Annotated in this window: 26 protein-coding genes and 1 tRNA gene; 19 read left to right on the plus strand and 8 right to left on the minus strand. The window is 44.9% G+C overall.

The window, feature by feature from the left end; genetic code table 11:
- Positions 1-115: 115 nt before the first annotated feature.
- The 3 genes from K2P83_RS06975 to purE are packed head-to-tail and all read right to left on the minus strand — an operon-like array spanning position 116 to position 2,636.
- Positions 116-1,003, minus strand: a complete 888-nt coding sequence (locus tag K2P83_RS06975; RefSeq protein ID WP_292927654.1) for a phosphoribosylaminoimidazolesuccinocarboxamide synthase — start codon at positions 1,001-1,003, stop codon at positions 116-118.
- On the minus strand, positions 1,000-2,148 hold the full coding sequence (locus K2P83_RS06980; RefSeq protein ID WP_292927656.1) for a 5-(carboxyamino)imidazole ribonucleotide synthase: 1,149 nt from the start codon (positions 2,146-2,148) through the stop codon (positions 1,000-1,002). Before K2P83_RS06980 ends, K2P83_RS06975 begins: the two co-directional genes overlap by 4 nt.
- Positions 2,148-2,636 (minus strand): 5-(carboxyamino)imidazole ribonucleotide mutase, encoded by a 489-nt coding sequence (purE, locus tag K2P83_RS06985; RefSeq protein WP_292927658.1) that lies wholly within the window; start codon positions 2,634-2,636, stop codon positions 2,148-2,150. The genes K2P83_RS06980 and purE overlap by 1 nt, the downstream gene beginning before the upstream one ends.
- A 245-nt stretch (positions 2,637-2,881) precedes the next feature.
- Here purE and K2P83_RS06990 point away from each other — a divergent pair, with 245 nt between their 5' ends.
- The 6 genes from K2P83_RS06990 (at position 2,882) to K2P83_RS07015 (ending at position 7,312) form a co-directional block, all read left to right on the plus strand.
- A complete protein-coding gene (locus K2P83_RS06990) occupies positions 2,882-3,313 on the plus strand; it encodes a biopolymer transporter ExbD (RefSeq protein ID WP_292927660.1) in 432 nt (143 codons plus the stop codon).
- A gap of 75 nt (positions 3,314-3,388) precedes the next feature.
- Entirely contained in the window at positions 3,389-4,030 is a 642-nt protein-coding gene (locus K2P83_RS06995; protein ID WP_292927662.1) for a superoxide dismutase, read from the plus strand.
- A gap of 11 nt (positions 4,031-4,041) precedes the next feature.
- A complete protein-coding gene (hisG, locus tag K2P83_RS07000; RefSeq protein ID WP_292927664.1) occupies positions 4,042-4,686 on the plus strand; it encodes an ATP phosphoribosyltransferase in 645 nt (214 codons plus the stop codon).
- 51 nt (positions 4,687-4,737) lie between these two features.
- Positions 4,738-6,039, plus strand: a complete 1,302-nt coding sequence (gene hisD / locus K2P83_RS07005) for a histidinol dehydrogenase (RefSeq protein ID WP_292927710.1) — start codon at positions 4,738-4,740, stop codon at positions 6,037-6,039.
- 49 nt (positions 6,040-6,088) lie between these two features.
- Complete coding sequence (locus tag K2P83_RS07010; protein ID WP_292927666.1) at positions 6,089-6,913, plus strand: RNA methyltransferase; 825 nt, start codon at positions 6,089-6,091, stop codon at positions 6,911-6,913.
- Between the two features lie 51 nt (positions 6,914-6,964).
- The gene (locus K2P83_RS07015; protein WP_292927668.1) at positions 6,965-7,312 is read left to right on the plus strand and encodes a hypothetical protein; all 348 of its coding nucleotides are present in this window, start codon (positions 6,965-6,967) and stop codon (positions 7,310-7,312) included.
- A 4-nt stretch (positions 7,313-7,316) separates the two neighbouring features.
- On the opposite strand, the gene uvrB is transcribed toward K2P83_RS07015, so the two are convergent.
- The gene (gene uvrB / locus K2P83_RS07020) at positions 7,317-9,347 is read right to left on the minus strand and encodes an excinuclease ABC subunit UvrB (protein WP_292927670.1); all 2,031 of its coding nucleotides are present in this window, start codon (positions 9,345-9,347) and stop codon (positions 7,317-7,319) included.
- A gap of 78 nt (positions 9,348-9,425) precedes the next feature.
- On the opposite strand from uvrB, the gene K2P83_RS07025 reads away from it, so the two are divergent.
- Positions 9,426-10,619, plus strand: a complete 1,194-nt coding sequence (locus tag K2P83_RS07025; protein ID WP_292927672.1) for a pyridoxal phosphate-dependent aminotransferase — start codon at positions 9,426-9,428, stop codon at positions 10,617-10,619.
- A 29-nt stretch (positions 10,620-10,648) separates the two neighbouring features.
- On the opposite strand, the gene flhC is transcribed toward K2P83_RS07025, so the two are convergent.
- From flhC to K2P83_RS07040, 3 genes are all read right to left on the minus strand, one after another.
- Positions 10,649-11,188, minus strand: coding sequence for a flagellar transcriptional regulator FlhC (gene flhC / locus K2P83_RS07030; RefSeq protein ID WP_292927674.1), 540 nt, complete (start codon positions 11,186-11,188; stop codon positions 10,649-10,651).
- A gap of 29 nt (positions 11,189-11,217) precedes the next feature.
- Complete coding sequence (flhD, locus tag K2P83_RS07035) at positions 11,218-11,535, minus strand: flagellar transcriptional regulator FlhD (RefSeq protein WP_292927676.1); 318 nt, start codon at positions 11,533-11,535, stop codon at positions 11,218-11,220.
- Between the two features lie 202 nt (positions 11,536-11,737).
- On the minus strand, positions 11,738-13,321 hold the full coding sequence (locus K2P83_RS07040) for an EAL domain-containing protein (RefSeq protein WP_292927678.1): 1,584 nt from the start codon (positions 13,319-13,321) through the stop codon (positions 11,738-11,740).
- A 216-nt stretch (positions 13,322-13,537) separates the two neighbouring features.
- Between K2P83_RS07040 and K2P83_RS07045 the strand changes: the two genes are divergently transcribed.
- The 3 genes from K2P83_RS07045 (at position 13,538) to K2P83_RS07055 (ending at position 17,249) form a co-directional block, all read left to right on the plus strand.
- Complete coding sequence (locus K2P83_RS07045; RefSeq protein WP_292927680.1) at positions 13,538-14,065, plus strand: EAL domain-containing protein; 528 nt, start codon at positions 13,538-13,540, stop codon at positions 14,063-14,065.
- A gap of 179 nt (positions 14,066-14,244) precedes the next feature.
- Positions 14,245-15,162, plus strand: a complete 918-nt coding sequence (locus K2P83_RS07050; RefSeq protein ID WP_292927682.1) for a peptidylprolyl isomerase — start codon at positions 14,245-14,247, stop codon at positions 15,160-15,162.
- Between the two features lie 974 nt (positions 15,163-16,136).
- Positions 16,137-17,249 (plus strand): transglycosylase SLT domain-containing protein, encoded by a 1,113-nt coding sequence (locus K2P83_RS07055; RefSeq protein ID WP_292927684.1) that lies wholly within the window; start codon positions 16,137-16,139, stop codon positions 17,247-17,249.
- A 21-nt stretch (positions 17,250-17,270) separates the two neighbouring features.
- Here the strand turns inward: K2P83_RS07055 and K2P83_RS07060 are convergent, their stop codons facing one another.
- Positions 17,271-17,705 (minus strand): hypothetical protein, encoded by a 435-nt coding sequence (locus K2P83_RS07060; protein WP_292927686.1) that lies wholly within the window; start codon positions 17,703-17,705, stop codon positions 17,271-17,273.
- Positions 17,706-18,039: 334 nt separating this feature from the next.
- Here K2P83_RS07060 and K2P83_RS07065 point away from each other — a divergent pair, with 334 nt between their 5' ends.
- From K2P83_RS07065 to K2P83_RS07105, 9 genes are all read left to right on the plus strand, one after another.
- The gene (locus K2P83_RS07065; protein WP_292927688.1) at positions 18,040-18,228 is read left to right on the plus strand and encodes a YezD family protein; all 189 of its coding nucleotides are present in this window, start codon (positions 18,040-18,042) and stop codon (positions 18,226-18,228) included.
- Between the two features lie 146 nt (positions 18,229-18,374).
- Positions 18,375-20,057, plus strand: a complete 1,683-nt coding sequence (locus K2P83_RS07070) for an alginate export family protein (RefSeq protein WP_292927690.1) — start codon at positions 18,375-18,377, stop codon at positions 20,055-20,057.
- A 32-nt stretch (positions 20,058-20,089) separates the two neighbouring features.
- Positions 20,090-21,088, plus strand: a complete 999-nt coding sequence (locus tag K2P83_RS07075; RefSeq protein ID WP_292927692.1) for a sulfate ABC transporter substrate-binding protein — start codon at positions 20,090-20,092, stop codon at positions 21,086-21,088.
- 48 nt (positions 21,089-21,136) lie between these two features.
- Entirely contained in the window at positions 21,137-21,478 is a 342-nt protein-coding gene (locus tag K2P83_RS07080) for a DUF2325 domain-containing protein (RefSeq protein WP_292927694.1), read from the plus strand.
- Between the two features lie 100 nt (positions 21,479-21,578).
- The gene (locus tag K2P83_RS07085; RefSeq protein WP_292927696.1) at positions 21,579-22,403 is read left to right on the plus strand and encodes an EAL domain-containing protein; all 825 of its coding nucleotides are present in this window, start codon (positions 21,579-21,581) and stop codon (positions 22,401-22,403) included.
- A gap of 50 nt (positions 22,404-22,453) precedes the next feature.
- On the plus strand, positions 22,454-23,287 hold the full coding sequence (gene cysT, locus K2P83_RS07090; protein WP_292927698.1) for a sulfate ABC transporter permease subunit CysT: 834 nt from the start codon (positions 22,454-22,456) through the stop codon (positions 23,285-23,287).
- Positions 23,288-23,295: 8 nt separating this feature from the next.
- The gene (gene cysW / locus K2P83_RS07095) at positions 23,296-24,174 is read left to right on the plus strand and encodes a sulfate ABC transporter permease subunit CysW (RefSeq protein ID WP_292927700.1); all 879 of its coding nucleotides are present in this window, start codon (positions 23,296-23,298) and stop codon (positions 24,172-24,174) included.
- A complete protein-coding gene (locus K2P83_RS07100) occupies positions 24,171-25,271 on the plus strand; it encodes a sulfate ABC transporter ATP-binding protein (protein WP_292927702.1) in 1,101 nt (366 codons plus the stop codon). Before cysW ends, K2P83_RS07100 begins: the two co-directional genes overlap by 4 nt.
- Before the next feature lie 565 nt (positions 25,272-25,836).
- Positions 25,837-25,911 (plus strand) — tRNA-Gly (locus K2P83_RS07105).
- Positions 25,912-26,019: the final 108 nt, after the last annotated feature.

Below are 26,019 nucleotides of genomic sequence, written 5' to 3' on the forward strand. Positions count from 1 at the left end.
GCCAGGTCCATAATCAAGAATCTTATTCTTCCCCATGATGATATCAACTGTCGTTGGTTGTGCATTCGCCTTTATTGACGATCATAATTGTCATTTGCGCTTGCGTAAAAGTTTATCATGTCAACAACCGCAAAGCTTCCTGATATTTCTCCATCGTCTGCCGCAAAATATCTTCCGGTAATTCAGGCGCCGGGGCTTTCTTGTTCCAATCTTGCTTTTCCAGCCAATCACGCACGAATTGTTTGTCGAAGCTCGGTGGATTTTGTCCGGCCTGATAGCGATCAGATGGCCAGAAGCGGGATGAATCAGGTGTCAGCACTTCATCGATCAGATACAGTTCACCGGCATCATCCAGCCCAAATTCAAATTTGGTGTCGGCGATGATGATGCCGCGTTGTGCGGCGTAATCGGCTGCTTCGGTGTAGAGGCGGATGGCTTTTTCGCTGACTTTGGCGGTCAGCGCTTTGCCTAATTGGGCTTCCACTTCCGCTAAGGAAATGTTTTCATCGTGCGTACCGGCCGGCGCTTTGGTCGAGGGGGTGAAAATCGCGCCGCCGGGAAGTTTTTCAGCCAGTTTCAATCCTGCGGGCAGTTGAATCCCGCAAATCGTTCCGGATTTTTGGTAATCCTTCCATCCTGATCCAACCACATAGCCGCGCACAATCGCTTCGATCGGCAACGGTTTTAAGCGCCGGATAACAAATGCGCGCCCTTCCACTTGTTCACGCTCATCCTCGGCCACGACCGATTCCGGTGAAATGCCGGTCAAGTGATTGGGAAGGATATGTGCCAGTTTCTTGAACCAGAAATCGGACAGTGCCGTCAGCAGCTTCCCCTTCCCCGGCACCGCAGTCGGCAAAATCACGTCAAATGCCGATAAGCGATCGGTTTGAATGATCAGCAGCTTATCGTCATCGACGGCATAGATGTCCCTGACTTTGCCGCGATGCAAAAACGGCAGGCTTTTGATGCTGGTTTCAAATAATGCAGAGGGTTGCGTCATGGCTTTTGGATTGAATGGTGTTCAAGTTGTTTTTTAATGGCGGTGACTTGTTGTAACGCCGTGTCGATATCGGTGCTTAACACGGTGTAGTGTCCCATTTTGCGGCCTGGGCGTGCTTCGGTTTTACCGTACAAGTGTAATTTGGCCGATGGGTTCTGCAAAACCAGGCTCCAATCGGGTTCGCCGTTTTGCCACAAATCACCCAGTAGATTGACCATCACGGCGGCGCTATGTTGCGTGGTATCTCCCAGTGGCAAGCCGCACAGGGTGCGCACTTGCTGTTCGAATTGCGAGGTGACGCAGGCGTTGATCGAATAATGTCCGCTGTTATGCGGGCGCGGCGCAATTTCATTGATCAGCAATTCATCGTTCTGCAATACAAAAAACTCGACACACAAAACGCCCTGATAATTCAGTTTTTCCGCAATCTGACAGGCCATGGCCTGGGCTTTCTCAGCCAATTCCTGTGAAATTCTGGCTGGCACGATACTGATATCGAGAATGCCGTTGACATGCTGATTCTCGGATACTGGAAAAATCTTCAATTCGCCATCCCCGCCACGCGCCACGACAACCGATAGCTCGCTTTTCAGCGGCATGAATTTTTCCAGCACGCAAACCGGGTGATTCAGTTGCGCATAGGCGGCCAACAATTCTGATTCATCGGCAACGGATTTCTGGCCTTTGCCATCGTAACCGAACTGGCTGACTTTCAGGATACCGGGAAGCAAGTCCGCGACATCCTGCGTGGCAAAGTCATCCTGCTGCTGTATGACCGCAAACGGCGCAATGGCAAAACCATTGGTACCCAAAAATTGTTTTTCTGCAATCCTGTTTTGTGCGATCGAAACACTGTATGCATCCGGACTGACGACACAAAATTTGGCCAGCTTTCGTAGCGAATTCGCAGGGATATTTTCAAATTCGGTGGTAATAGCGGCACATTGGATGCTGAGTTTTTCCAGCGCCGATTGATCGGCATAATCGGCACAGATAAAATCATCCGCGGTACGCCCGGCAGGACTATCCGGCAATGGATCCAATACCGTCACCCGGTATCCTATTTGCTGAGCCGCCATCACAAACATGCGTCCGAGCTGCCCGCCTCCAAGAACACCCAGCATCGCCCCAGGCATGATGCGCATTATTTTGGCAGCTCTGCGTTAAGAACAGATTCGGTTTGTTTCCGCCGGTATTCGTCCAGTTGCGCACTCAATTCACTGTTATTCACCGCCAGCAATTCAACAGCAAATAATCCCGCGTTGGCCGCACCCGCTTCGCCGATGGCAAACGTAGCCACAGGCACGCCTTTCGGCATCTGCACAATGGAGAGCAGTGAATCCAGTCCTTGTAAATGTTTTGAATTCACTGGCACACCCAGAACCGGTAGCGTGGTTTTTGCGGCAATCATGCCGGGTAAGTGTGCAGCACCGCCCGCGCCGGCAATAATGCATTTGATCCCGCGTGCCTTGGCTGCTTCGGCAAATTGAAACATCAAATCCGGCGTACGATGCGCCGAGACCACTTTGGCTTCATAAGCAATATGGAATTCGTCTAATATTGCAATGGCGTGTTGCATCACATCCCAATCGCTTTTACTGCCCATCACTACGCTTATTAATGGTTTAATCATTTGGCATTAGTCGGCTAAAAATTAGAAAATAACTATTGAAAAGATCGTGCACGAGCAAACGATAAAAACACGGCTGGCTATTTTATAAGTCTGTGCAATAATTGTGTGATTATTTCGATAGCTTCAATAAAAAATACAATTGGTATTATACTAATCTGCTTTAGCAATGCGTCTACTCATTGAATGAAATATTGCTGTATAACGTTTTGCTATTTAGATTATCCTTAAACACGACCTGTACCGGAATGAATTTTCAACGCGGAAAACAAAATAACGACCCGGAAATCAATCTGATACCGATGATTGATGTATTGCTGGTGATACTGATATTTTTGGTTGTTACGACCACGTATTCAAAATTTGCTGAACTTGAAATCAGTTTGCCCGAGACCAATGCGGAGAAAGTCGACAAAAATATCGACAAACCCAATAGCATTGATATTACTGTCAACGCACTAGGAGACTATACAATCAATCTGGTACCGATCAAGTTTTCCAGTATCGAAAGCTTGCGCGATGCGTTGCTCTCAGCAGCCAAGAATCAACCGGATCCGTTTATTATTATCAATGCGGATGCCAAAGCAGCGCATCAATCTGTCATCACAGTGATGGAAGCTGCCCGGCTGGCAGGTTACAATAAAATCACATTCACCACGGAAACCAATAATGCTCACTGAGGATTATTCCCGATCATGATTGAATTAATTAAAAGTTATTACAATAAACTCACTTTTCATTCTAAGGAGACTCCTATGTCCGCTGTCAATCTCGATAATTTTTCCAAAGCCGCCCAATCCGGTTCGCAATATGTGCTGGCACCCCTTCCGTATGCAAATAATGCATTGGAGCCGGTGATCACCGCCAATACGCTCAGCTTTCACTATGGCAAACATCACAAGACTTATGTCGATAACTTGAACAATCTGCTGGCAAACAGCGATCTGGCAGGACAATCGCTGGAGCAGATCATTAGGGCAACCGCCGGACAAGCTGATAAGGCTGCAATTTTTAATAATGCCGCGCAAATCTGGAATCATATGTTTTATTGGCATAGCCTGAAACCCAACGGCGGCGGCGAGCCATCCGCTGCGCTCAAACAAAAAATTGAAGCGTCGTTTGGCAACTTGGATGCGTGCAAAAAAGATTTGGCTCAAGCAGCATTGACACAATTTGGAAGTGGCTGGGCATGGCTGGTGTTGGATGGAGACAAGGTTGCTATCGCCAAAACCGGCAACGCTGAAACACCGCTCACTAAAAATGTCCGCCCATTATTGACCATTGATGTGTGGGAACACGCTTACTATCTGGACTACCAAAATCGCCGTGCCGACTATGTGAATACGGTATTGGATAAATTGATCAATTGGGATTTTGCCGCAGCTAATCTTGGATAATTTCCTGATTTATGACTGATATTACAATCGCCCTGTCAAAAGGGCGAATTTTTGAGGACACGGCGCCTTTGTTAAAAGCGGCGGGAATCATTGCGCTGGATGATCCGGAATCATCGCGCAAATTGATTCTCTCCACCAATCGCGCCAATGTTCACTTGATTATTGTGCGCGCATCGGATGTGCCGACTTATGTGCAATATGGTGCGGCGGATCTTGGCATTGCCGGAAAAGACGTATTGATCGAACATGGCGGCTCCGGTCTCTATCAGCCGCTGGATTTGAATATCGCCCGCTGCCGCATGATGGTAGCCGTGCCTGAAGGTTTTGATTACGACTCCGCCGTGCGGCAAGGCGCACGACTGCGCATTGCCACTAAATATGTCCAGACTGCTCGTGAACACTTCGCTGGCAAAGGCGTCCATGTCGATCTGATCAAATTGTATGGATCGATGGAACTGGCTCCACTGGTGGGTTTGGCTGATGCAATTGTTGATCTGGTTTCAAGCGGCAACACATTAAAAGCAAATAATCTTGTAGCTGTCGAAGAAATCATGCCAATCTCGGCAAGATTGATTGTTAATCAAGCCGCATTGAAGCTAAAGCGAGATATTATTCAACCCGTATTGGATGCGTTTTCTGAAGCCGTGAAACAATAAAACCTGCCAGCAAATCGCATTCATCAGGAATTCAATTCACCTCATACCATGATCCGAATTAAACGATTCAATTCAACCGATCCTGATTTCGATTCCAATCTTGAAAAATTATTGGCTTTTGAAAATGCGCAAGATGATGCGGTCGATATCACAGTAGCCAAGATTCTTGCCGACATCAGAAGCCGAAAAGATGCCGCCTTGATCGAATACACCAACCGTTTTGACCGGCTCTCTGCAACATCCGGTAAGGATCTCGAGTTAACGCAGGAAAACTTGCGTCATTCCTTGGAAGCATTACCGTCAATCCAGCGTAATGCATTGGAACAAGCTGCAGAACGCGTTCGCAGCTACCATGAGAAACAGCCATTGAATTCATGGCAATACACGGATTCCGATGGTACGCTGTTAGGTCAAAAAATAACCCCATTGGATCGCGTCGGCCTCTATGTCCCTGGCGGCAAAGCCTCCTACCCTTCGTCCGTTCTGATGAATGCCATCCCCGCGAAGGTGGCTGGTGTGAAGGAACTGATCATGGTTGTGCCGACACCGGGCGGGGAAAGAAATGATATGGTTCTGGCGGCGGCTGCAATCAGTCAGGTTGATCGGGTTTTTACCATCGGCGGTGCGCAAGCTGTCGGCGCGCTGGCGTATGGCACTGAAACGATACCGCAGGTTGACAAGATCGTGGGTCCCGGAAATGCCTATGTCGCTGCCGCCAAGCGCCGGGTATTCGGTGTCGTCGGTATTGATATGGTTGCCGGTCCTTCTGAAATTTTGGTTATCTGCGATGGCAAAACAGATCCCGACTGGATTGCCATGGATTTATTCTCGCAGGCGGAGCACGATGAAATGGCGCAATCAATCCTGTTATCGCCCGACACCGAATTCCTGGATCAAGTAATGCACAGCATTAATCGCTTGTTATCCGACATGCCACGCAAAGCTGTCATTCGCGCGTCACTGGAAGATCGCGGCGCTTTGATTCAAGTACAAAGCCTCGGTGAAGCGTGTGCGATCGCCAACAGAATTGCGCCTGAGCACTTGGAGTTATCTGTCGATCAGCCGGAAATCTGGGTGGATAAAATCCGCCATGCCGGCGCTATTTTCCTCGGCCGCAATGCGTGTGAAGCGCTTGGAGATTATTGCGCCGGTCCTAACCATGTTCTACCCACATCACGAACAGCGCGATTTTCTTCCCCATTGGGCGTATACGACTTCCAAAAGCGCAGCAGCCTCATTCAAGTCTCTCAGCAAGGCGCTGCAAAACTCGGAGAAATTGCATCTGTTTTAGCGCATGGAGAAGGGTTACAAGCGCATGCCATGTCAGCAGAGTATCGCTATAAAGATCGATAAGCCGGGGATGACTATCGTAATCACTTCTCGATAACTGCGGGATATAGTCATGCCAGTTATTACTTCGCGCGAACATCCGCTCATCAAGCAACTAATCAAGTTAGAAGGATCATCACAGTACCGTAAAAGAACAGGGCTAACGTTGCTGGATGGCGTGCATCTCATTCAGATCTATTGCTCGGTACTGGGCACGCCGGAGAATCTGATTGTCGGTCAAACTTATTATGAAGATCTAGAAAACAAGCGTTTTCTAGATAGGCTATTTGGCAATACGCGCCCTAAAATAACCATTGTCAGTAATGCCCTGCTTCGTGGCATATCCCCTGTTAAGACACCGACAGGAATTCTCGCGCTCATTGAAATTCCTGAATTGAAGAAAGAAAGTGATTCTAGAAAAGAAATTTTTAGTGTTTTTCTTGAGACAATTCAAGATCCTGGAAATCTTGGCTCCATCTTACGTTCAGCAGCCGCCGCTAACGTTAGAGATGTCTATCTTTCAAAACAATGCACCGATGCCTGGTCTCCCAAAACACTCCGAGCCTCCATGGGGGCGCATTTTTTTCTGCACATTCATGAGCACTGTGACTTACAAAAAGTTGCGCAGGAATGTTCTGGGACTGTCATTGCCACTTCCATACAAGCCACAAAAACGCTTTTTGAGATTTCATTAGCTGGATCGATAGCCTTTGTGTTCGGTAACGAAGGAGCCGGATTGTCGAAAGAAATGATCCAAGCGGCCAACGAGAATATTTCTATTCCCATGCCTGGAAAAACCGAATCACTCAATGCTGCAGCTGCAGCTGCCATTTGTTTTTTTGAAAAAGTACGTCAGGATAGGGCATCAACAGAATTTTCCAATATTGGAACTAAATAATGCAGCAGTGTATTATACTGCGCCGAACAACACTGTATTTTTGGAGCTTGCATGAAAAATTTATTTTTATCCCTTATCGCCCTGGTTGGATGTTTGCTATTGAATCCGGTCAATGTCATGGCACTTCACCATGAACCGCCGAACAGTCAAGGATCCGCTGGAAAATTAGCTACCAACGAAGGAACAGTCATCGCTATCCTCGATACAACCGGTTATACGTATATGGAATTAGAGAATGGTGGCAATAAGTTCTGGATTGCAGCGCCTACGACCAAAGTCAGCAAAGGTGACCATATCCGTTTCGTTGAAAGTATGGTGATGACTAACTTCACCAGCAAATCGTTGAATCGCACCTTCAGTACCGTCATTTTTGTTTCTTCTACCGAAGTTAAGAAATAATTTTTTAGGAAACATCGGTAAAACCGATCAGCAATTTATTCTTGAGGCTTTTTAATTCATCCCGATACGATGCTGCTTGCTCGAATTCGAGATTTTTTGCGGCATTCAGCATTTGCTTTTCAACTCTCTGAATTTCCTTGGCTAACTGGGTTTCACTCATGGCATCATAACGCGCCTGTACTTGCGCCGCTTTATGATTCTGTTGTGCGGATTCATAATTGTACACACCGTCGATCAGATCTTTAATCCGCTTATGGACAGATCGCGGTGTTATCTGATGTTGCAGGTTATGTTGCGTTTGCTTATCACGCCGGCGTTTGGTTTCATCGATTGCAAAGCGCATTGATTTGGTTATTCTGTCTCCATAAAGAATTGCCGTGCCATTGATGTGACGAGCAGCCCGGCCAATGGTTTGAATCAATGATCTTTCCGAGCGCAGAAAGCCTTCTTTATCGGCATCCAGTATGGCGACCAATGAAACTTCCGGGATATCCAATCCTTCGCGCAATAAGTTAATGCCAACCAGCACATCAAATTTACCAAGACGCAAATCACGAATAATCTCGACTCGTTCAACGGTATCAATATCCGAATGCAAGTAACGCACTTTGATATGATGATCGGAGAAATAATCCGTCAGATCCTCGGCCATGCGTTTCGTTAAGGTAGTGACTAAAACTCGTTCATTCTTAGCTGTCCGCAAGCTGACCTCAGACATCAAATCATCAACCTGCGTTGCCACTGGACGCACCTCAATGATTGGATCAACCAATCCTGTCGGCCGGACAACCTGCTCCACAACTTGACCACTGTTTATTTTTTCATAATCAGCTGGCGTTGCCGATACAAAAACAGTTTGCGGCATCCTTTTTTCAAATTCCTCGAATTTTAAAGGACGATTATCCAATGCGGATGGCAAGCGAAAACCATAATTCACCAGATTCTCTTTGCGCGAACGATCGCCTTTATACATTCCGCCCACCTGTGGCACGGTGACATGGCTTTCATCAATGATCATTAAGGCATTGCGCGGCAGGTAATCGAGAAGCGTTGGAGGTGGTTCGCCCGGTTGCTTGCCGGAAAGATGACGTGAATAATTTTCAATGCCTTTGCAAAAACCCAATTCATTGAGCATTTCCAGGTCAAATCGTGTGCGTTGCTCAAGGCGTTGCGCTTCAACCAACCGGTGCTCCTGATAGAAATAATCTAAACGCTCACGTAACTCAACTTTGATTGTTTCGATTGCACGCAGCGTAGTACTCCGAGGCGTTACATAATGACTGGAAGGATATACGGTGTAACGTGATAATTTTTGTAATATGCGACCCGTTAGCGGATCAAATAACGACATGCTATCGACTTCATCATCAAATAGCGAAACACGCACAGCCGTTTCAGAGCTTTCAGCTGGAAAGATATCCACCACATCGCCTCTAACGCGAAATACACCGCGTTTGAACTCTAATTCATTACGGTCGTATTGCATTTCAGTCAGACGTTTAATCATTTCACGTTGCGTGATTTTCTCGCCGCTACGCAAATGCAAAATCATGCCATGATAATCAACAGGATCTCCGATACCGTAGATGCACGATACGCTGGCGACGATGATTGCATCGTCCCGTTCCAGCAATGATTTTGTGGCGGATAAACGCATTTGCTCAATATGCTCGTTAATACTCGAATCTTTTTCAATAAAAATATCGCGTGACGGCACATATGCCTCAGGTTGATAATAATCATAATAAGAAACAAAGTACTCGATCGCATTTTCAGGGAAAAATTCGCGCATCTCAGCATACAACTGAGCTGCGAGTGTTTTATTCGGCGCCATCACAATTGCCGGGCGGCCGAGACGTGCAATCATGTTGGCAATCGTATAGGTTTTCCCTGAACCCGTAACGCCTAGTAATGTCTGAGACGCAAGACCATCATGAATACCGTCGACCAACTTGGTAATTGCCTGGGGTTGATCGCCTGCTGGCTCAAAAGATTGATGTAATTTGTACGGACTATTGGGGAAGGTTACGATCACAGGTATAATTCCAAGATTGATTTGTTTCTTTTATCATTTTAACATGCCGGTCCACCTATTTTTGTGTGAGGATTTTTTGTGGAACTTTCTAATCGCGTTCAAACCATTAAGCCATCCCCTACCCTTGCTGTTACCGCTCGAGCTGCTAAATTAAAAGCGGAAGGCAAAGATATTATAGGACTGGGCGCAGGCGAACCTGATTTTGATACTCCACAGCATATTAAAGATGCTGCAATCGCTGCGATTAATAAGGGTTTGACCAAATATACCGCAGTCGGTGGTACACCTGGTTTAAAAAATGCCATTGTGGCGAAGTTTAAACGTGAAAATAACTTTGATTTTGAAGCTAAACAAATTTTAGTTTCATGCGGCGGCAAACAGAGCTTCTTTAATTTGGTATTGTCCATGATCAATCCCGGGGATGAAGTGATTATCCCGGCACCCTATTGGGTTTCCTATCCGGATATTGTTTTAATCGCGGAAGGCAAGCCGGTATTCATTAATACCGGGATCGAACAGAATTTCAAAATTTCTGCGGCACAACTGGAAGCAGCAATTACTCCCAAAACAAAAATGTTTGTCATCAACAGCCCCAGCAATCCATCGGGAGCGGTTTATACCCATGATGAACTCAAAGCATTGGGTGAGGTATTACGCAAACATCCGCAAATTCTCATCGCCACAGATGATATGTATGAACATATTCTGTTATCGAATCAGAAATTTATTAATATCGTCAATGCGTGCCCGGAATTATTTCCGCAAACGATGGTTCTGAATGGTGTATCCAAAGCTTATTCTATGACCGGATGGCGAATCGGCTATTGTGGCGGGCCTGCCCATATCATAACCGCGATGGAGAATATTCAGTCGCAAAGCACATCAAACCCCAGCTCGATCTCACAGGCGGCCGCTGAAGCCGCACTAAATGGCGATCAATCGTGTATGAACCCAATGGTTGCCGCATTCAAAGAACGCAACATTTTTGTCACCGAGCAATTAAATCAAATCCGTGGCTTTCGTTGCTTATCTGCCGATGGTGCATTTTATGCATTCGCTGATGTTCGCCAATCAATCGAGAATCTCTATAAAAGAAACTTGATTGGTGCACAGAACGATATTATGTTCAGCGAGTATCTCCTGGAAAATGCGGGTGTCGCTGTTGTTCCAGGTTCCGCTTTTGGGTGTGAAGGCTATATTCGCTTATCTTTTGCTACTTCATTGGAAAATCTGCAGCAAGCATTAAATCGTATTAAGAACTTGCTTAAGTGATCTGACTCGGTAGAAGAAACTACACTTGCTTAATGTAGAGCGGCGGCAATAGCTGCCTTTTTTGTTTTCCCAGCTCGTGACGGAACATTGCAAAGACCACACACGTGATTTGAATGAATTTCCAGCGTATGCACAACAAAGTTGCCATGGCAGCTCACACACCGTGCTATACACAATACGCCACTGTCAACAAAACGTACTAAAGTCCAGGCACGCGTCAAACTTAATACCTTCTCAAGTTTATTGACATTGATGTGTTCAATATAAAGTTTGTAACTCTTAATCAGCGCGTCTATGCCATCAATCCCAGCATTCACTGCAATATAATTGTATATATTAATAAATAGTGAAGAGTGCATATTGGGCTGCCAGCTCATGAACCAATCTTCTGAATAAGGCAACATACCTTTAGGTGGGGATACGCCTCTAATTTCCTTATACAACTTAACCAGTCTTTCACGACTCAAATCAGTATTCATTTCCAGAACTTGTAAGCGCGCACCCAACTCGATTAATTCAGTGGCAAGCTGAATTTGCCTGGCCTCAGTTATAATACTTCGATTGCGCATAATATATCCCTTTCCCGTCGATTAATTTCTTAAACTATAGCTTCCGCCGGCTTTCCTGCCATTAGTATCGCTGCATGAGACCTAATAACCGCTTGCTCACGATTATCACTGGTTAACATTTCAGCAATTAGACGGTCATCAAAACGAAAACGGCAAAGCAACATGTTTGAAGCAGCCATTTTGATTAATTGTGCCGAACTTAAGTTATCCAAAATATCAGCGAGATCCTGGTTAATTCCCAGTCGATAGATTGCCGATACCCTATCATCGCGCAACATCTGTTTAGCCAGCAATAAATAACTCAAATTGATGTCTCTGATTTCATCAAGAATTTGATTTGTCTCCATTTCAATACCCCTTTAGACTAAATAAAGTTTTAATCAAAAATGTAAATGCGTAGGTGTAGATTTTCGATTATGCAGCATCGGAAGTAAATGGAAGTTCAGCCTAAACGAAGTTAGGTGCTATTCCTATCGCAATGTAGGAATTTTACCTACGCGAAAGCAACAGAATTTTATTGGATATTGGAGTTTCTTAGAGATACGGAGACTAAGCAAGTGTCGCGATTTTACGTTGCGCCAGTAAATGCAGCATATCTTGAGCGATCATTGGCTTACTGAAAAGAAAGCCTTGGGCACGGTCACATTGTAAATGATGTAAAAAGTCAAACTGTTCTTTAGTTTCAATTCCTGTTGCCAGTACAGATAGATCAAGATTTTTAGCCATTGCGATGATTGCTGCAATAATTTCTGAGCTATCAGGATCAATAATAATATCATGTGTTAAGGAGCGATCTATCTTAAGAATATCAATGGAAAAATGCTTTAAATATCTTAATGATGAATAGCCAGTACCAAAATTATCCATCGCGATTTTAACATTCATATCTTTTAATGCTTGCAAAATCTGGGTACTTGTTTCAGCATCTCGCATCAAAGTTGATTCAGAAATTTCCAGCTCCAGCAATTCAGGAGAAATGCCTGTCTCGGTAAGCGCATACGAAATACTACTAATCAGCTGCATTTGATCAAATTCAATTGCAGATATATTGACTGAAATCGATAGCGATCCATAGCCTGCTTGGTGCCATAACTCGACTTGTCTGCATGCTTGCCGTAACACCCATCTACCGAGATCAATAATGAGTCCGGTTTCTTGCGCCAATGGAATAAATTTTTCTGGTAGCAATAAACCAAATTCAGGGTGATTCCAGCGGACCAGTGCTTCCACTCCAAACAAAGCACCGGATTGGAGATCTACAATAGGCTGATAATGCAATAATAGCTCATTCTTCTCAATTGCGGTGCGTAACGATTCTCCCAATACTGAACGCTTTACTGCAGCTTCTTCTGTTTCTTTTGTGTAGTACGTACAAGTATTTTTCCACAGATAGCTGGTATGCGATAAGGTACTTTCAGCATTAGCCAATAGCTTAGAAATACTGTTGCCACCTGCCGGATACACGCAAATCCCGATACTAAGTCGCAGATAAAATACCAAGCTATCAATAGTGATCGGAGAAATCACCAATTTAATAATTTGACTGGCAAACTCTTGCACACTTTCTGCATCCGTTACACTCGCATTAAAAAAAGCAAATTTACAACCCTCGATCCGGGTCAACCAGCAGTTCTCATTACTATAATCAGATAATCGATGCGAAAATTGTTGAATTATCCGATCACCGACACCAGAGCCATAGGTACTATTGATATAAGGCAAACGATCAAAATTTACTAAATACAATGCCGCAATAGTATCGGACACAGCTAGTCTCGCGAGCATGGCCGAAGCTTTAACAGAAAATAAATTACAATTGGGAAGGTTGGTTAATCCATCGTAATAAGCCAAGTGATATATTTGATCCTCAGCTTTAGCTTTTGCTTTCCGGATTTCGGCATTTCCTATTTCCCTCTCAATGGCATGAGCCAGATGCAAAGTATTACCCTTAAGGACATAGTCATGCGCACCAGAATATAAGGCAGAATGAACAGCATCCTCATCGGTGTCATCCGAATAAATAATAAACGGAATATCCTTTCCACTTTCCTCTAATACATTCAGTGCAGCGTTGTAATCAAGGCAAGATTTGTCATGATTAAAAAGTATCACGTCCCAATCTAATTCCCACACGGCAGAATGTATATCCGAAAGATTATTTGTGTTCTTATACACATGAATATTATTTAACTGAGAATACAAAAATCTCTCGTCTTCTTTCGAGAAAGCGATAGCCAAAAGTCTTAAGTTTTTTCTGAGCATACTTGGCAAACATACTATTTATATTTGGATTTTTTACGACTGAATAAACCGAAACTTTAATTACACTCCATCAATGGGCTACCCGCAGTGGAAAGATTCCACCTGGCATCTCTCCTCGACCTCTTGGTTTTACGCAGTGTCATCCAATGGCTTTCTGAACGCTCTGAAGATGCCCCTGCTATTGATATGCTGTGTATTAATCTTTCAGGGCAATCTATCGGCGATCGTATCTTTCATAGCCACGCAACCAATATGCTCAGAAAAGCCGGATCAACTATTTGCGCGAAAATTTGTCTGGAAATTACCGAAACCGCTGCCGTTATGAACTTGGCGGATACGTCATCATTTATTGAACAAGTCAGTCGTCCCGGTGTGCGTGTTGCGCTCGATGATTTTGGTGCGGGGGCATCGTCGTTCGGTTACTCGAAGAATCTAGCCGTCGATATTTTAAAAATCGATGGCCAGTTTATTAAAGACTTGATTTACCAAGTGTTTTCACGGCATCCAATCGCGCCGATGGCTTTCAGTAAGCCAATATCGATATACGATTTCTACTTTGAAAAGATTCTTCCAGTATATTCCAATCCAGAAATAAGTCTGAAGGAAAGGCAATAAACGACTCCGTGGCAAGTCCACGGGGAATCGCAAGTTGAATCTGAGTAATTGATCTGTTTTCTGACTAATACAGGATACCTTTAAACAACAAAACTAAGACTTATCAATCATAAAACGATTGCTTCACTTTAAGTTCTATCAGACAATCCAATTTTATTCTTACTACACGCTCAATCACTATGCGCCTTATTCCAACATCTTATAAAACAGCATTATTTGTCGGCTTGTTCTTTTTGGCAAACAATACCCAAGCTAACTCAGTCGCTTGTTTTAATACCAATATGGGTCAATTCTGTATCGAATTGTTTGAAACACAAACACCAATTACCACAGCCAACTTTCTCAACTACATCAATAGCGACGCCTATACAAACGGAATCTTCCATCGCAGTGTTCCTAAATTTGTTATTCAAGGCGGCGGCTTCAAGATCGTTGATGGTACCACTAGAAAAACGCTCGCTCCCGTTAATACATTTGCCCCGATTACCAATGAATTTAATATCTCCAATACACGCGGAACTGTTGCCATGGCGAAACTTTCGGGCAATCCAAACAGCGCAACCAGTCAATGGTTTGTCAATCTCGCAGATAATTCCCTGAATCTGGATAATCAGAATGGCGGCTTTACGGTATTCGGGCGTATTATTTTTGATGGAATGAACGTCTTTGATGCCATTGAAAAACTACCAATAGCCAACCTGGGTAGCAGCAGCCTGACTGCCACACCAACGATAGGTACAAGCGACTCATCAATTTCTACTGACAACCTCGTCCAAATTAACCAAGTAGAGGTAACCGATACAACTGGTGTATTTAGTGAGAGCGCTCTAACTTTTGCTGTAGATATTGGAACGGGCGAAGCATTAGCAGTTAAGTTACTGTTAATTGGAGATAAGCCAGCCTATGTATTTGAGCTTGATCCCGCCAGTGTTACTTCATTGCCAAGCAATCCTGTGAATATCGCAACTTTTTCGAGCGGGAATGGCCAATTGCACATCCCATCCGTCATGATCAACGCTTCTACAGTGGTTAAAAATGTGAAGATGCAATTAAACGACGCAAATTTATTTCAATTTACTTTGTTAAGTTATGAATAAAGAAATTATTAGCCAATTAGGTATTCAAAAATAAAACATAGACATTCAGTGATTAGTCGCTGATAACCATCTCTACATTCTAAAAAAAAAGGGAAACATGACCTGGTCATGCCCGCCAAGTCATCTCAAACCGGAATTCCTGCTTGGCAGCGCATATCTGATCGCTGAATTTCTGTGTAAACTCTAATTAATGGTTCTGCAAGAACGCAGTTGCTTATCCTCAGAAACTCATTCAGAGTTTTTGCAGTGTTCTCATTAACGCTATCTGTTGCGGGGATTTGAAAAGACTCCTGAAAACGCCTCAGTGCGCAGGAAGTTGTATCACCAAAAAAGACGCAATCTACTCATCATCCGAAATGAGAAAACCTAAGGAAGTGAGTGCCTGCTGCAAATTGGAAACTGCATTGCCTTAATCAAACTGGCGAATGGAAGAAACTAACGCTTTCATTTTTTATCTCCTCGGTTGATACCACAGGAACCTGATCGATCAATTTTCATTAACCGTACAAATCATGTTTTCTTGCGAAAACCTCCTCTTTTATCGATCTGATAAAAGACATCACTGCTTGTATGAGCCTATTGAACCAGGCTTTCATCATTACGATAAAATAAAATTGGATACATTGCGAAGTCTTTTTTTAGATGCCATCAATGTCGTTTAACCGATTATTTCCGTGCTAAACATCAGGTTCGTACCCAATTATTTGATTGGTATGAGCATATGTGAAATTTGTAGTTGTGTATATCCCTTATCCCAGTTACTCGCTTTGGGTTGAGATTACTCTAAGCTGTCGTTCCACTTCAGTCCGTGTCACATTATGAGAAAATCTTAGCTTCAGCAGGTATTATCCTAGGAAACGGCGTAGATCGTTTTACGCCCAAGAGAGAGGACATCCAACAAATACTTTGAACTTCGCTACAGATGTTTGTTAATCTGTCACGATTCTATTGACTTATTAAACGTATCGATTCTTATGCCAATGGATAAGATGGCTCATCTCAACAACCCAGAGTCCAACAATACAAAGCCTAAACCCAGGCGAAGACGTAGTGCAGCAGTGCGTTCTGGCAAAGATAAGCCACAGAAACGGTTGAGAAAAAAGCAGGTTGGTGAATTCAAGTGGAATTTATTGCTGATCAGCTTAGAGATCCTCGGTTTGAGCATTATTGCGGTTTCTGCCATCATCGTGCTATTAGGCTATTCCGCAAGCCGGTTCTCAGGCACCAGTTTTTTCAGCAGCCTACTTCCGTTCGCGATCGGCGTGTTAGCATTGGTGTTGGTTGCCTGCGTTTTTCTCATCGGTTGGTGGAAACTGAGAAAATGGCTACAGTCCCATTCTGAGTTATTGACCCCGATCCTATCCCTTGCATTTGCCCTGCTAATCGCTTTTTTGGTTACCCATGACCAATTCACTCTGGCTTACGGAAATTTCCGTACATTGGTAGGCGGAAAGGAAGAAGCAAGCCGGGTGACAATCTCACATCAAGTCTATGCAGCTTATCGCAGGCACAGTTCAACACAACTGCAAAAAATGATTAGCCGGTCACAAGAATATCAACAAGCCATCGAAGATGCCGCCAGATCGTTCAATGTCGATGTCAATCTATTACAGGGCATCGCAGCAACAGAATCGTCATTCATACCCAGAGACAGTAGTGACGGCGGGCGCGGTTTATTCCAAATCACCCAAGTCCCGAAAACAGTCTTGGTTCAAGCACATAAACGGCTGGGCACTGAAAAAATCTCGCTGGAAAATCCCCGGCACAACGCCTTTGTCGGTGCAGCCACATTCAAACACTACCTAGCCGAAATGAACGGCGACCTCTTTCTGGGTTTATTAGCCTATAACATCGGCCCGGCCAACGGCGGTTTGCGCTTTATCATGCAGCAATACGGCGCCACCAATTTCACTACGATTCAGCCCTATCTACAAACGCTGCCGCGCGACTACCCAATTCGGGTATTATCCTACTCCTTGGCATTCCGTCTCTGGCAAAAAGAAGGGAAATTGCTCGCTTACGAAGAAGGGAACAATGCTATCCATATACAGCGCATCGGTATACCAGGACTGCAAAACGGCTTGTAATCATTCAACGCAATACGCAATTTATTCTTTGGTTATTAACTTTACTTCATCAACCAGATCATTTTCATCATAACTGACTTGAAAGGCCATCTCATCGCCATTAAACGTTATTTCAGCAGGCGTACCAACAAGCTCCCACAATCCCAACGTAGCAACACTTGCTGCACCATGAAAAAAAGCCCTGCCTGCCTTGGCGCCTGTACTATACCCTTGCACAAATTTGAAGATTTCAAACCTTTTATCATTTTTATATTCACTGACTACAGGGGCACCAAATTCAGAGATCAGCACAGCTCTCGATACGCCTTCTTTTAATAGACTGATATCTTTCTTTTCGGGTTGTTTTGCCGCCATAAAAACAGAACACCCGGAAACTGAGATAGCCAATACAGCCGATAGTGCAGCAGAGAATATAAATTTTCTTAAACTAATCATATTTATCCTAATGTTATTCATCTACGTCTCCGTCTCCGTCTCCGTCAATAAGTTTCAGTGAGCATTATTGTTAATCCGAAGACTTCAGGAGTAAATCCTGATCGGGTAGCTAAAGAATCAAATGATTATGAATATTCTCATAATCTCACGTGTTAATTCTACTGGAATCATTTCATTATTGCGTTGTTCTGGTGCACATTCAGAATCCAATTTCTTTATAACTTATAGTTATAAATTAATCAATAAATAGTATTTCTATTTATATCGTAAAGTTGTTATCTTACGCTTCCGTTAACATCCACTACTTCATTGGGAAGTATAAATAGTTATTAACCCCGGTTTGGATCCAGAAATTATGACAGGTAAGAATACTGACAAAAAGATACCTATTGATGTTGCTCAGGAAATTCTGCGCGCTGTGGCCAGCATCGAATATGGATCGGTTGAAGTCGTCATACACGAGAATAAAGTTGTACAAATAGAATGTCGGGAAAAAATTCGTGTGGGTCAAAGCAGTTCTGGACGCAAAACATCGAAATCATAGTTGAATAAGTTTTGGGTCTGACACTTCAAGATCAAACCCATTTCACAAATAGCAACATGACACCGGCCAACAAAATTGGTGGTAAAAGAGTAAAAAATCAGCAGTGACTCAACCGGAATATCGGGAAGTTCATTAAGGAGAATATAGTGAAGTTTATTTGGTTTATTTTACACATTGTAGCGTTGAGCACATTCACAGTCAGCCCAACCAAGGCATCTTCAGACAGTAAATCGTCTGTAGATTCCCAAGCAATACTCCCAAGTATTGTCCGGGTATCCCAACAAACTTCAGTTGATACCGGCAAGCCATTAATCGATAAATCATCGGGGCAGGCTAAACCATCTGAGCTGGAAAAATCATTGCCTGCCATTGTACCGGAAGCAAAAGTGGCGGATGCAAAAAAACCGACCAGCTATCACCAGCGTTCCAACAGCTATGCTACCAACCCTGAATCGGATCCGCCACGTTATGTACGTCAATTAAGCGATATAGGTGTTGAGCGATTTAAAGATATTACCTGGCTGGATGTCGGTCTCGAACACCGCACACGTTATGAATGGCGCAATAATGATATACGCCGTATTGAAGGTGGCGAGGATAACCCCTTCTTTTTACGAAATCGTGCATGGATTGGGATCAAGGATATTTTGGATCCATTCCGTTTCGCAGTCGAGTTTCAGGATTCCCGCGTCTATAACAATAAGCATGCCATCACAGATCAAGAAAGGAATGAGTACGACCTGCTCAATGCCTACGGTGAATTACATTTCAAAAAAGCGCTCGGAGCCGATGATCGAGGTAATGACCGTCCGATCAGATTTCGCGTAGGACGCATGGCTTATGAAACAACGGACCGGCGTTTTATCGCACGTAACGAGTGGCGCAACACCACCAATACGTTTGAAGGCTTTCGCCTGAATCTGGGACGCGAAGCCAATGATTGGGAGCTTGATCTGTTTGGCTTGCAACCCGTTTTGCGTCTGCAAACCCAATTTGATAAGGCCAATGATCATTTATGGTTTTTTGGAGGGATCGGCACTTGGCGCAAGTGGTCTGAAATCGCTACTTTTCAAGCGTATTACCATGGTCAGAAACAAACGGCTAATCCCGATGGTTTTACAGCTACCAATCGGCTGGATCGGCAAATTCATATGCCTGGGTTCCGCGTTTACGGCAAGGCTGGTAGCATTCTTGATTTCGATGTCAGCTACAACCACCAGCTAGGGTATTCCGGCCCCAATCGTGTCGATGCACAAGGATATACCATCGAAGTAGGTCGCGGCTTTGAGCATGCTTGGAAACCCCGCCTCAGTGCTTTTTACGGCTACGCCAGCGGTGACAAAGATCCCAATGACAATGTTGACAACCGGTTTGATCGCTTTTTTGGATTTGCACGGCCTTGGTCAGCCGATCACTATGTGGTTTATGAGAACCTGAAGGCACCCAAACTCAGGTTTGAGATTAGTCCGACTCAGAAACTAGGATTTGAGGTAGGTTATGGCGCCTATTGGCTGGCCAGCAAAACCGACCGCATGTTCGATATTCTCGACGGCAACATCAGCAATACCGTCCAGGATCCTGGATTCAATCGGGATCGCACTGGACAAAGCGGTAATTTCGGTGGCCATGCATTGGAAGGACGCATACGCTATCAACCCACACCACGAATTAATACTATCCTCGGCTATACCCATTTTACGTCGGGTGAATTCGTACAAAACCGTATCGCAGCACATTCCTGCGCTACTACTAACACGCACCCTTGCGTCGACCAGCGCTCAGGCAACACTGACTTCTTGTACTTTGAAGTATTAATCAGTCTCTTGTAAATAATCTTAAATTTCTTATTGGAGAAAAAATCATGACAATTAAAACATGGCTAACAACAAGTTTCTTGACGGCAAGTTTGATAATTAGCAGCAACGTATTAGCAGAAAAAACACTGCTCAATGTTTCTTATGACCCAACCCGTGAGCTTTACCAGGAATTTAATGCTGCTTTTGCCAAGCATTGGCAGGAGAAAACCAAAGAAACCGTCGCAATTAAGCAATCGCATGGCGGTTCAGGAAAACAAGCGCGATCAGTGATTGACGGCTTGGAAGCAGATGTTGTGACACTGGCTTTGGCCAATGATATCAATGCCATCGCCGAGAAAGCCAAATTGCTTCCCGAGGATTGGCAACAACGATTAGCACTCAACAGCACGCCGTATACCTCGACAATCATTTTCCTGGTACGCAAAGGCAATCCCAAGGGGATTAAAGATTGGGATGATCTGGCTCGACCTGGCGTAGCTGTAATCACACCCAATCCGAAAACTTCCGGGGGCGCGCAGTGGAATTTCCTGGCGGCATGGGAATTTGGCAAACGGAAATATGGTGAAGACAAAGTACAAGAGTTCGTCAGTAGCCTATACAAAAATGTACCTGTCCTCGATTCCGGCGCGCGCGGTTCAACCACAACGTTTGTGGAACGCGCCGTTGGGGATGTGCTCATTTCCTGGGAAAACGAAGCCTTTCTGGCACTCAAGGAATATGGTTCGGACAAATTTGAAATTGTAATTCCGTCATTGAGTATTCTTGCAGAACCGCCAGTAGCGGTAGTCGATAAAGTGGTTGATAAGAGAGGCACACGCCAAGTCGCTGAAGCCTATCTTCAGTATCTCTATTCCGAAGAAGGCCAGGAGATAGTTGCCAAGCATTTCTATCGCCCTACTAATCCGAAGGTTGCTGAAAAACATGCCGGTAAGTTTCCAAAGGTTGAGCTATTCAAAATCGACGATGCCTTTGGCGGCTGGAAGAATGCACACAAAATCCACTTTGCGGATGGCGGCACATTTGATCAGATTTACTTGAAGTAATAACAACGTAGCGCACCGCGGTGCGCTACAACCTATAAAGGATTGAACATGAGCGTTCTAATTGTCGGCGGGGATTATGTGACATCGTTCAAACACCTCATTTCCACCCAGAACTATGCGCGTGTCGAGCATTGGAACGGCCGCAAGAAAGGATTTAACAAGCGGCAGATTCCAAACGAAACCCGGTTAGTTATTGTTATTTGCGACTTTGTTAATCATTCCCTTGCCAATTCAGTGAAAGAGAAAGCAAATCGTGGCGGTATCCCATTAATGTTTTGCCACCGTTCTGTCAACGAGCTGAAAGACAAGTTGAATACGCATCAAACGGATGAGGATTGTTGTTGTAGAAGTTTTTGCGAAGCCAAAAGCCAATTTCAAAAATTCCATTAATGGGTCTAATTGGCAGCAGACAAAAATGACAGATCAAGCCAATTCAAAAAAATTGGTTTGATCTATCGCTAGCGACATCAACTTAAGTGGGAGTTGTTCCATGAATGCATCAACAAACAATACCTTCGTTGTTGGAGATGAATTTGAGCTGATCCAATCAGCGACCGATTATTCTCTGAATCGTGCTGAGAATGGCTGGATAAGCGGACATTTCTATCATTGCGAACTAACCAGTGTTTTTCAACCCATTTTTAGTATCGCTCAGAGAAAAACTATTGGTCACGCAGCCTATATCCGCTCCCTATCAAACGGAGAAGTCGCGCTTTGGCCTTGGCAGGTTTTTTCCTTGGCATCAAAAGATGCACAACTGGTTGATTTGGATCGGTTATGCCGGGCAATTCACGCGCTGAATTACTATTTCAATAGTAATTCCAAAGTAGACAGTTTGTTTGTCGATGTGCATCCGCGACTTCTGGAAAGCGTTAAAGACGATCACGGTCGCGCATTTGAAAATTTTCTCGATTTGATTGGTATAAAAACCTCACGAGTAGTCATCGAAATTCCAGCCATCGTTAATCGCAACTGGAAACTGCTCCAGCATGTCATCACCAACTATCGTTCTCGTGGCTATCAAATTGCGGCTAATTACACCGGTACACGTAGCGATTGGATGACGGAACTGGGGAGTCTATACCCGGATATCGTACGTATTGAAGCACGAGATCTGGTATTGCATGAAGCAATTACGCCACTGTCAGATACCATACATAGCTTTGGCGCAAGCTTATTGGTTCGGGATATCGAAACACCCGAGCAATTAATTGCTGCCAGACAGACTGACGCGGATTATCTGCAAGGAAATTTACTCGGTAAACCGGCACATGCAATTGGAATGATCGAACTATTACCTATTCCAGAAAATTAACACATAAACAGGTGTAAACAAGAACACAATGAATTTAACAGGAGTTAGATTTGAATACCTTTAAACAACACAGCATTCTGCCGGGCTTCAATCTGGCGCTGGGATTTACCCTGCTGTATCTGAGCTTAATCGTACTGATTCCGCTTTCGGCAGCGTTTATCCGTACCGCCGAGTTAACCTGGCCGGAATTTTGGTCCATTGTCACCACGCCGCGAGTCGTCGCTTCGTACCGACTAACATTTGGTGCTTCATTCGCCGCCGCATGCGTCAATGTGGTATTTGGGCTGTTAGTGGCATGGGTGTTGGTGCGTTATCATTTTCCCGGTAAAAAATTAGTCGACGCATTAGTGGATCTTCCTTTTGCCCTGCCAACTGCGGTGGCCGGCATCGCGTTGACCGCGCTGTACGCAGGCAATGGCTGGATTGGCCAGTTTCTGGAACCGCTTGGCATCAAGGTGGCTTTCACGCCGATCGGTATTTTTGTGGCATTGACTTTTATCGGCCTGCCATTCGTAGTGCGTACCGTGCAACCGGTACTTGAGGATATCGAGTCCGAGTTGGAGGAAGCGGCAGCGACACTCGGCGCCAATCGCTGGCAAACGTTTACCCGGGTAATTTTTCCGGCGATTTTTCCTGCATTGATGACCGGTTTCGCACTGGCTTTTGCACGTGCGATTGGCGAGTACGGATCGGTGATTTTCATTGCCGGTAACATGCCGATGATCTCCGAAATCACCCCGCTACTGATTGTCACCAAACTGGAACAATATGATTATGCAGGCGCCACGGCATTGTCGGTGGTGATGCTGGTGATTTCTTTTATTTTGTTACTGATCATTAATCTGCTGCAATGGTGGAGCCGTCGCCGCAGTACTATTACCTGAGAACAACTATGTCCACGATTACATTTCCCGCATCCGGTGAAACTTTTAGGCAACGAGCCACACAAGAGCCCGCCTGGGTACGCCGGTCCTTGATTGGATTGGCACTAGCGTTTCTAACGCTATTTCTTTTCATTCCACTGATTTCGGTTTTTTATGAAGCATTCAAAAAAGGCGCAGAAGTTTATTTTGCTGCAATCACCGACCCTGATGCGGTTTCCGCCATCAAATTGACACTGACCGTAGCGGCTATCGCGGTGCCGTTGAATCTGGTGTTCGGTGTTGCCGCGGCTTGGGCGATCGCCAAGTTTGAATTTCGCGGCAAAAACCTATTGATCACGCTGATCGATTTGCCTTTCTCCGTATCTCCGGTGGTTTCAGGGTTGATTTATGTGCTTGTCTTTGGCCTGCAAGGATGGTTGGGGCCTTGGTTGGCAGAGCATGACATGAAAATTATTTTTGCTGTTCCCGGTATCGTGCTGGCAACTGTTTTTGTGACGGTGCCGTTTATCGCGCGTGAGTTGATTCCACTGATGCAAGCGCAAGGCACTGAAGAAGAAGAAGCGGCCGTGGTGCTGGGAGCAAGCGGTTGGCAAACCTTTTATCAAATTACGTTACCCAATATCAAATGGGGACTGCTGTACGGTGCAATCTTGTGTAATGCCCGGGCGATGGGAGAGTTTGGCGCGGTATCGGTGGTATCAGGGCATATTCGCGGCAGTACCAATACGATGCCGCTACATGTCGAAATTCTCTACAACGAATACAACTTTGCAGCCGCCTTTGCAGTGGCCTCATTGCTGGCACTGCTGGCATTGGTGACGCTGGCATTAAAAACACTGATCGAATTCCGCAACAAACAACATCAAAAATCAAGAGGTCACGAATGAGCATTGAAGTCCTTAATCTCTCAAAACAATTTGGCACCTTCACTGCGCTGCATGATGTCAACCTGCAAGTACACTCCGGTGAATTGCTGGCATTGCTGGGGCCTTCCGGCTCGGGAAAAACCACGTTACTGCGTGTGATCGCCGGACTTGAAACAGCCGATAGCGGTCAAGTGCTATTCCACGGTGAGGATGCCACCGATCAACATGTCCGTGAACGTCAAGTTGGTTTCGTATTCCAGCACTATGCATTGTTTCGCAACATGACTATTTTCGAAAATGTTGCTTTTGGCTTGCGCGTGCGCCCCAAGAAATTTCGTCCTTCTGAAACGGAAATCCGTGATCGGGTTATGAAATTATTACATCTCGTGCAGCTGGATTGGCTGGCAGATCGCTATCCCCATCAGCTCTCAGGCGGTCAACGTCAACGTATTGCGTTGGCACGAGCACTGGCGGTAGAACCCAAAGTGTTATTGCTGGATGAACCTTTTGGCGCATTGGATGCTAAGGTACGCAAGGAATTGCGTTCCTGGTTGCGCAGATTGCACGATGATATGCATATCACCAGTGTGTTCGTGACGCATGATCAGGAAGAAGCACTCGAAGTCGCCGATCGGGTCGTTGTCATGAATGAAGGCCGGATTGAACAAATCGGCACCCCGGATGAGGTGTATGAGCAACCCGCCAGTCCCTTCGTGTATGAGTTTCTCGGCAATGTGAATTTGTTTCATAGTCGTCTGCATCGTGGACGCGCCTGGATTGGTGACATCGAAGTGGACGTACCAGAGCACGCGGAAGCTGACGAACTCACGGCAGTCGCCTACGTTCGCCCCCATGAGATCGAAGTTGAACGCACGCAGAATGGTGAAGCGGCATTGGCAGCCCGTGTCGTTCACGTTCTTTCCGTGGGTCCGATCGTGCGATTGGAGGTAATGCGCATCGACGATGCAGACAAAACCCCGATTCAAGTTGAAATCAGTAAGGAACGTTTTCGTGAGTTACAACTGATAAAAGGCGATGAAGTATTTATCAAACCACGCCGCCTTGATTTGTTTCCCAAACAGCAGAGTAGCGTCAATGATACGGCACAAGCACAGTGAAGCGTTTCGGATCATTAGCTTAAGTAAATACACAATAAATTTGCTTCGCGTACCCTGCACCTATCCCCGCGGCAAGACCACGGGGAATAGCAAGTTAACCAGTATCTTCATTGGCGAACAGACAATCATGCAACAAGTGAAACAAAAGAACAGGCTAATATTGCTATTTCTGCACGTTTTAATCTGATCCTAGGCGACTATTACGGCAAATTGGTTACAGATCATCTGATGATGCTTATGATAGAGCATTTTATCTCTACAGGCTCAATTCCACGCCCCTTGGGGAGAAAGTCGGTTAAAATCCAGCAGATTGAAGAGCGCAAGTAATACCTCGCTGCTTGCGGCGGGATGCTTTATTGACAAATGTCTTCCACTTGTTACAACTAAAACTGTAGCAATCCAGTGCTAGAAATACATACACAATCATCCAAACGAATCGATTACCCGCCAAAATTCGATCTAAGCCAAACAATCGCAATCTGCATTTTCTTGACAAAACGTACAGCATCTCTATAATCCACCCTTCGTTTCTGAAGTGATACCAGTCGCACAGCAACTTCATATTGCGGGAATAGCTCAGTGGTAGAGCACAACCTTGCCAAGGTTGGGGTCGCGAGTTCGAGCCTCGTTTCCCGCTCCATTTTTCAAAGAAAATGGCTCTTGTGAAATGTTATTTTATTGCCGGAAATCGAATAGTCGCTTACAGGTTTCTTTCCGTAAGGCTTACAACACATTTAGAAGTTATGCA

Source organism: Nitrosomonas sp., from assembly GCF_019752415.1.
Taxonomy (GTDB): Bacteria; Pseudomonadota; Gammaproteobacteria; order Burkholderiales; family Nitrosomonadaceae; genus Nitrosomonas.

Coding starts and splice junctions, on each gene's coding strand:
- K2P83_RS07010 (WP_292927666.1), top strand. CDS start 6,089: ATGCCAGTTATTACTTCGCGCGAACATCCGCTCATCAAGCAACTAATC.
- purE (WP_292927658.1), bottom strand. CDS start 2,636: ATGATTAAACCATTAATAAGCGTAGTGATGGGCAGTAAAAGCGATTGG.
- flhC (WP_292927674.1), bottom strand. CDS start 11,188: ATGCGCAATCGAAGTATTATAACTGAGGCCAGGCAAATTCAGCTTGCC.
- flhD (WP_292927676.1), bottom strand. CDS start 11,535: ATGGAGACAAATCAAATTCTTGATGAAATCAGAGACATCAATTTGAGT.
- K2P83_RS07050 (WP_292927682.1), top strand. CDS start 14,245: ATGCGCCTTATTCCAACATCTTATAAAACAGCATTATTTGTCGGCTTG.
- cysW (WP_292927700.1), top strand. CDS start 23,296: ATGTCCACGATTACATTTCCCGCATCCGGTGAAACTTTTAGGCAACGA.
- K2P83_RS07060 (WP_292927686.1), bottom strand. CDS start 17,705: ATGAATAACATTAGGATAAATATGATTAGTTTAAGAAAATTTATATTC.
- K2P83_RS06980 (WP_292927656.1), bottom strand. CDS start 2,148: ATGCGCATCATGCCTGGGGCGATGCTGGGTGTTCTTGGAGGCGGGCAG.
- hisG (WP_292927664.1), top strand. CDS start 4,042: ATGACTGATATTACAATCGCCCTGTCAAAAGGGCGAATTTTTGAGGAC.
- K2P83_RS07075 (WP_292927692.1), top strand. CDS start 20,090: ATGACAATTAAAACATGGCTAACAACAAGTTTCTTGACGGCAAGTTTG.
- K2P83_RS07080 (WP_292927694.1), top strand. CDS start 21,137: ATGAGCGTTCTAATTGTCGGCGGGGATTATGTGACATCGTTCAAACAC.
- K2P83_RS07085 (WP_292927696.1), top strand. CDS start 21,579: ATGAATGCATCAACAAACAATACCTTCGTTGTTGGAGATGAATTTGAG.
- K2P83_RS07055 (WP_292927684.1), top strand. CDS start 16,137: ATGCCAATGGATAAGATGGCTCATCTCAACAACCCAGAGTCCAACAAT.
- K2P83_RS07065 (WP_292927688.1), top strand. CDS start 18,040: ATGACAGGTAAGAATACTGACAAAAAGATACCTATTGATGTTGCTCAG.
- K2P83_RS06975 (WP_292927654.1), bottom strand. CDS start 1,003: ATGACGCAACCCTCTGCATTATTTGAAACCAGCATCAAAAGCCTGCCG.
- K2P83_RS06995 (WP_292927662.1), top strand. CDS start 3,389: ATGTCCGCTGTCAATCTCGATAATTTTTCCAAAGCCGCCCAATCCGGT.
- K2P83_RS07015 (WP_292927668.1), top strand. CDS start 6,965: ATGAAAAATTTATTTTTATCCCTTATCGCCCTGGTTGGATGTTTGCTA.
- K2P83_RS07100 (WP_292927702.1), top strand. CDS start 24,171: ATGAGCATTGAAGTCCTTAATCTCTCAAAACAATTTGGCACCTTCACT.
- K2P83_RS06990 (WP_292927660.1), top strand. CDS start 2,882: ATGAATTTTCAACGCGGAAAACAAAATAACGACCCGGAAATCAATCTG.